This is a genomic window from Nocardia testacea NBRC 100365 (assembly GCF_000308775.1).
GTDB lineage: Bacteria > Actinomycetota > Actinomycetes > Mycobacteriales > Mycobacteriaceae > Nocardia > Nocardia testacea.
The window spans coordinates 1-4758 of sequence record NZ_BAGJ01000070.1 but is presented as its reverse complement, the minus strand read 5'-3'; the positions used below and the strand labels follow the sequence as shown (position 1 = coordinate 4758).

The following is a 4758-nucleotide window of genomic DNA, read 5'->3' as shown; positions in this document are numbered from 1 at the left end:
CGGTGAGGTCCTGGCCCGCCTCGTCGGTGGGGCCGTCGGCCGTCGCCGCCGAACCCGCCGCGCCGGCCGCACCCGCCGCACGCAGCGCACCCAGCTGCCACGGCCACGGCCGGGGAGCCGCGTCCGGGCTCAGCTGCGCGGGGGTTTCGCGTCCCTTGGTCGCGAAGAGCACATAGGCGACCGCGGCGAGGAACACCAGACCCGAGGTGAACGAGTTGATCCGGATACCCGCGATCTGCGTGGCCTCGTCGTCACGCATGAGCTCGACGAAGAACCGGCCGAAGCAGTAACCGGCCACGTAGAGGGCGAACAGCCGGCCGTGGCCGACCCGGAAACGGCGGTCGATCAGCACCAGCGCGACCACCACCAGCACGTTCCAGATCAGCTCGTAGAGGAACGTGGGGTGCACGATCGAATGCACCTCGCCGGAGGAGACGCCGTTCATCATGTCCAGCCGGCCGGAATCGTCGAACCGGAGGTAGATCTCGAGCCCCCACGGCAGGTCGGTCTCCCGGCCGTAGAGCTCCTGGTTGAAGTAGTTGCCGAGCCGCCCGATGGCCTGGGCAAGCAGAATCGCCGGGGCCACGGCGTCACCGAGTGCGGGCAGCGGGATCTTGTAGATGCGGCAGGCGATCCAGGCCCCGATGGCGCCGAAGAAGACCGCGCCCCAGATGCCGAGCCCACCCTGATAGATCTTCAGCGCGTCCATCGGGTTGCCGTCGGCGCCGAAGTACTTCTGCCAGTCGGTGGCGACGTGATAGAGGCGACCGCCGATGAGGCCGAACGGAACGGCGAAGACCGCGACGTCCAGCACGGTGCCGGCTTCGCCGCCACGGGCCTGCCAGCGTTTCTCGCCCCACCAGATGGCGACGATGATGCCGATGATGATGCAGATCGCATACGCCCGCAGGGGGAACGGCCCGATCTCCCAGACACCCTGTGGCGGACTGGGCAGGTAGGCCAGCAGATCGGCGGCGTGCGGTACGGCGCCGCCGGGGGTCCCGGCGGTCGCGACGGTATCCGGTGCGGCGATAACGGTCACGGGGCCACCGTAGTCGAGCCGGTTATCCGGGCACGTACGGGCTCCACCCGTGTGTCATGAGCAGCGCGCGGATCAGGACGCGACGGCCGCCGCGCGGACCCCGCCGGCCAGCTCGCCGGTCAGTGCGCGCACCGCGTCCAGGCCCTGCGCTGCCGCCGATACGAGCGCGGAGCCGACGATCACGCCGTCGGCGTACGCGGCGATCTCCGCGGCCTGCGCGCCCGAGCGCACGCCCAGGCCCACCCCGATCGGAATCTCGCTGTGCTCGCGGATCCGGGCGCACAGCGCGGGCGCCATGGTCGAGACGGCATCGCGTGCGCCGGTGACACCCATGGTCGACGCGGCGTAGACGAATCCGGAGCTGGCCTCGAGGGTGGAGGCCAGCCGCTCCTCGGTGGAGGACGGGGCGACCAGGAAGATCCGGTCCAGGTGATGGGCCTCGGAGGCGGCGAACCAGTCACCGGCCTCCTCCGGGATCAGGTTCGGGGTGATCAACCCGGCCCCACCGGCCGCGGCCAGATCCCGGGCGAAACGGTCCACACCGTATTTGAGGACCGGATTCCAGTAGGTCATCACCACGGCCTGCGCGCCCGCGCTCGTCACGGCCTCGACCACGGAGAACACATCGCGCACCCGGACCCCGCCGCGCAGCGCCTGATCGGCCGCGGCCTGGATGGTGGGTCCGTCCATCACCGGATCGGAGTAGGCGACGCCGACTTCGACAATATCGCAACCGGATTCGACCATCGCCCGCACGACCTGCCTCGACCCGTCGAGGTCCGGGTATCCGGCGGGCAGATATCCGATGAGCGCGGCCCGGTTTTCGGCCCGGCAGGCGGCGAAGGTGGGGCCGAGTCGGGAATCGGAACTCACTGACCGTTCTCCTTGCCGCTGTCCGGATCGTCGAAGAGCCCGAACCAGCGGGCGGCGGTATCCATATCCTTGTCACCGCGACCGGACAGGTTCACCAGGATGATCGCGCCCTCGCCCAGTTCCCGGCCGAGTGCGATCGCCCCGGCGACCGCGTGCGCCGATTCGATGGCCGGGATGATGCCCTCCGCGCGGCTCAGCAGCAGCAGGGCGTCCATCGCGGCGGTATCGGTGATCGGGAGGTACTCGGCGCGGCCGATATCCTTCAGGAAGGCGTGCTCCGGGCCGACCCCGGGATAGTCCAGCCCGGCGGAGATGGAATGCGAGTCGATGGTCTGGCCGTCCTCGTCCTGCAGCAGGTACGAGTAGGCGCCCTGGAACGCGCCCGGTGAACCACCGGCGAAAGTGGCCGCGTGCCGTCCGGTCTCCACGCCGTCGCCGGCGGCCTCGTACCCGATCAGCCGGACGCCGGGATCGTCGATGAAGGCGTGGAAGATACCGATGGCGTTGGAGCCGCCGCCCACGCAGGCGGTGACCACGTCGGGCAGACGCCCGGTCAGGCTCTGGACCTGGGCGCGGGCCTCCAATCCGACGACCCGCTGGAAATCGCGGACCATCACCGGGAAAGGATGGGGCCCGGCGGCGGTACCGAAGCAGTAGTAGGTGTCGTCGGCATTGGTGACCCAGTCGCGCAGCGCCTCGTTGATCGCGTCCTTCAGTGTCTGCGAACCCAGGGTCACCGAGACGACCTCGGCGCCGAGCAACCGCATCCGGGCCACGTTGAGCGCCTGCCGCGCGGTATCCACGGCACCCATGTAGACGATGCATTTCAGGCCCAGCAGCGCGCACGCGGTGGCGGTGGCGACACCGTGCTGCCCGGCGCCCGTTTCGGCGATGATCCGGGTCTTGCCCATCCGCTTGGCGAGCAGCGCCTGGCCCAGCACATTGTTGATCTTGTGTGAGCCGGTGTGGTTCAGATCCTCGCGTTTGAGCAGGATCCGCGCGCCCCCGGCGTGCTCGGCGAGATTCACGCATTCGAAGACCGGCGAGGGACGGCCGGTGTAGTCGCGCTGCAGCCGGTCGAGTTCGGCGAGGAAGTCCGGGTCCAGCCGCGCCTTGTCGTATTCGGCGGTGACCTCCTCGATCACCGCCATGAGCGCCTCGGGCACATGCCGGCCGCCGTAGACGCCGAAGTGGCCGCCCTCGTCGGGCTCGTGCTCACTGCGCTGGGCCACTCCCCGGCTCGCGGCGGGCAACGGCGCGCTGGTGGACGAGGGACCGCCCGGGGCCATCATCGCCCCCGCCGGGCCGGTTTGGGGCAGGACGGGTGAGTGCCCGCGGTGACAAGTTCGGATACCGCCGCGCGGGGGTCACCGCTGGTCACCAGACCCTCGCCGACCAGTACCGCGTCCGCGCCGGCACCCGCGTAGGCGAGCAGATCGGCGGTGCCGCGGACCCCGGATTCGGCGATCCGGATGACCTCGGTGGGCAGCCCCGGAGCGATCCGGGAGAAGCAGTCCCGATCGACCTCGAGGGTTTTGAGGTTACGGGCGTTGACGCCGATGACCGTGGCGCCCGCAGTGAGCGCCCGATCGGCCTCCTCCTCGGTGTGCACCTCGACCAGCGCGGTCATCCCGAGCGATTCGGTGCGGTCGATGAGCGAGGCCAGGGTGTCCTGCTCCAGCGCCGCGACGATCAACAGGATCACATCGGCGCCGTGGGCGCGGGCCTCGTGGATCTGATACGGGCCGACGACGAAATCCTTGCGCAGAACCGGAATGTTCACCGTGGCGCGGACGGCGTCCAGATCGTCCAGCGATCCGTGGAAACGGCGGCCCTCGGTGAGCACGCTGATCACGCGCGCGCCACCGTCCTCGTAGGCCTTGGCGAGGCTGGCCGGATCGATGATCTCGGCAAGTGCCCCCTTGGAGGGACTGGCCCGCTTCACTTCGGCGATCACGCCGATACCGTCTTCGAGAAGGGCGGCCTTCGCATCGAGCGGCGGGGCCGCGGCGGCGGCCGCTGCCTTCACCGCCGGGAAGTCCAGCACCGCTTCCCGAGCGGCTACATCCGAGCGGACCCCGTCGAGAATCGAGTCGAGTACCGTCATCTGGCTCGAATCCTTTCTGGGGAGACGCGAGTTACTGCCTGCAGGATTCCCCCAGGCGATGTCTCACCGATGCTGAACAAGAGTAAATGGAAGCGCGCGGCGCCGTGACGCCGGGGGCGGATCACACCGCCCCGGCCGACCTGCTAAGGGGCGTCGCGGGATTCCACCGAATCCGCTTTTCCGGCCGTACCCGGCCGGTTCTCGCCGTGGCCGGGTGCCCCGGAAATGTTTCCCGGAGCATCGGAACGGGTATCGCGCGTGTCCGGTGTGTCGCCCGGCGCCGCCGGCTCCGTGTCCGCGGGATCGGTCGGATCGGCTCCGGCGTCGAGGGCATCCCAGAGCACCCGTTCCGGCAGCGGCGCCCCCGCCGTGCCCCCCTGGACCGCCCGCGTCGCGGCCGCCTTGCGGGTGGCAGGCGCGTCGTATTTGCCGGAGAGCTGCTCGGCACCGGCCGGCATCCGCGCCAGCAGCAGCCCCGCGCCGAACGCGGCCACCGCCCCGGCCAGCGCGAGCACCGCCGCACCCGGCGTGGTCACCAACTCCTGGACCTGCGCCCGGCCGGGCAGTTCGGCCAGCGCCGCCGCCCGCTGCTCGGTGGCGCCGGACCCGGTGAGCAGCGCCAGGGCCGGGACGGCGGTCACCGCGGCGATCAAGGCCACCAGGACTCCCACCACCCGGCGCACCCAGCCGCGAGTGGCCAGGACGGCGGCGATCGCGGCGAGCAGCACCAGCGCCA

5 protein-coding genes are annotated in these 4758 nt (G+C 70.6%); all 5 read right to left on the bottom strand.

The window, feature by feature from the left end; all coding sequences use genetic code 11:
* Window positions 1-1033, bottom strand: a 1033-nt coding sequence (gene lgt, locus ON38_RS08850; protein ID WP_373281200.1) for a prolipoprotein diacylglyceryl transferase, incomplete at its 3' end; no start/stop codon positions are given.
* A gap of 81 nt (window positions 1034-1114) precedes the next feature.
* A complete protein-coding gene (gene trpA / locus ON38_RS08845; RefSeq protein ID WP_039823903.1) occupies window positions 1115-1915 on the bottom strand; it encodes a tryptophan synthase subunit alpha in 801 nt (266 codons plus the stop codon).
* Window positions 1912-3207 carry a tryptophan synthase subunit beta gene (gene trpB, locus ON38_RS08840; protein WP_085995374.1) on the bottom strand — a complete coding sequence of 432 codons (1296 nt, stop codon included), beginning with the start codon at window positions 3205-3207 and terminating at the stop codon, window positions 1912-1914. The genes trpA and trpB overlap by 4 nt, the downstream gene beginning before the upstream one ends.
* A complete protein-coding gene (gene trpC, locus ON38_RS08835; protein WP_039823899.1) occupies window positions 3204-4022 on the bottom strand; it encodes an indole-3-glycerol phosphate synthase TrpC in 819 nt (272 codons plus the stop codon). Before trpC ends, trpB begins: the two co-directional genes overlap by 4 nt.
* A gap of 143 nt (window positions 4023-4165) precedes the next feature.
* A partial coding sequence (locus tag ON38_RS08830; protein ID WP_157181707.1) for a Trp biosynthesis-associated membrane protein occupies window positions 4166-4758 on the bottom strand: 593 nt, incomplete at its 5' end.

What these genes read in the sequence shown, in the direction of transcription:
- trpB (WP_085995374.1), bottom strand. Translation starts at nt 3,207, where the DNA reads ATGATGGCCCCGGGCGGTCCCTCGTCCACCAGCGCGCCGTTGCCCGCC.
- trpC (WP_039823899.1), bottom strand. Translation starts at nt 4,022, where the DNA reads ATGACGGTACTCGACTCGATTCTCGACGGGGTCCGCTCGGATGTAGCC.